At 62.4% G+C, this 1,518-nt stretch carries 1 protein-coding gene; it reads right to left on the bottom strand.

Annotation, left to right across the window (positions count from 1 at the left end; translation table 11 throughout):
* A partial coding sequence (locus tag QJT78_RS51110) for a recombinase family protein (RefSeq protein ID WP_281460873.1) occupies positions 1-1,518 on the bottom strand: 1,518 nt, incomplete at both ends.

Genomic DNA, 1,518 nt, shown 5'->3' with positions numbered 1-1,518 from the left:
GATGTAGTTGCGGTAGGCCTGAACGCGCCGTTGCACGTGATGCTCACTGGTTGCGCCGGTCTGCCAGACGATCTTGAACCACACCTGACCTCGGGTCCGCTTCTGATCAAGAACGACTTCGCGGATCACAAATCGCAGAATACGCTTGCGATCGGCTGCCGACGTGGTGGCCGCGTTCCAAATCCGCGGCAGGTTCTCGCCGAGCGCTTGTAGCCCTGCGCGTTCCGTCGGGCCAATCAGAAGCGGCTCTTGCGCGCGCCAACGCGCATGCTGCTGCTCGACCGCCTCGACGACACGCAGCTTGTCTTCCCAAGCCCGCTCAAGTGAGCGCGCCACAAGACGGTTCTCGGGCTCTACGGCGTCATACTGACGCCGAGCGCGCTCGGCCTCGTAGCGGGCGCGCTCCACGCGAAGCGCCCACTGGCGCTCGAGCTGACGGTTCTCCTGCTCCAGTTGGCCCGCGGTTGCGAGTGCGATCTCAATCTGATCCGGCACCAGGGCATCGAGGACTATCCGCTCAACCAGCGCGTCAACCGCCAAGGCCCGGACTTCCTGACATAATGCACTGCCTTGCTGGTCCCGATCCGAGCGGCAGCAATAGACCGGATAGTCGGCATGCGGGCCCGTGTAGCGCATGCTCATGCGCCGTCCACAACGACCGCAGACCGCAATTCCTTGTAACAAGGCTGCCCCCTTGCGCGGTACGCCAGAGTGTCCTGCCTCATAGCGGCAGACGTTATCTGCCAGTCGCCCCTGGTTGGCCATGAACTCCTCCCAGCTGATATAGCCTGGGTGAGCGGCGTGGAGGCAAACCGCCCAATCCGCGATCGCCACCTTGACCGTTCCCGTCAGCGATCCCGGCCGGCATCGGCTCGGATCCTTTTGCCGGCGGCCATAAACATAGGCCCCAGCATAGGCCGGATTCTGAAGGATATTAAGGACGCGTGCACTATCTGGCGCACGCCAGACGACCTCGTGTGGAGATGGTCCAAGCAGCGGCCGAACCGGCAAGGACAATCCATTCCTGTCCAGGTAACGCATCACACGGCGAGCGCTTTGCAGTTCCCGGAATTTGGCAAACACGAGATGAAAACGGGCCTGCACCTCCTCATCGGGATTGAGAATAATTGTGCCCGTTCGATCATAGGCGAGCCCGGCTGGCAGGGGCAGTCGCAGTTCGCCCCGCGCCGCCTTCTGGCGTTCCCCTTGGTGAAGCCGCATTCGAAGCTGATGTAACTCCGCCTCGCTCATGATGCCGGACAAGCCCAACAGCAGGCGGTCGTGGTAGGCGCGCGGGTCGTAAAGCCGTTCGCCATCCGCAATGACCACGCCGAACACCGAGCACAGTTCGAGAAGCTGATGCCAGTCCCGGTTATTGCGGGCCAAGCGAGAAGCGTCGAGACTCACCACAAGGCCGGCGTTGCCAAGGCCGATCTCGGCAATGAGCTTCTGGAAACCATGACGATCCACACCGCCAGCACCGGATTTGCCCAGGTCCTCGTCAATCACCTGGACGCG

The organism is Bradyrhizobium sp. Mp27, assembly GCF_029953005.1.
In the GTDB taxonomy this organism is placed as follows: domain Bacteria; phylum Pseudomonadota; class Alphaproteobacteria; order Rhizobiales; family Xanthobacteraceae; genus Bradyrhizobium; species Bradyrhizobium barranii.
This window is presented reverse-complemented; position numbering and strand designations above follow the sequence as displayed.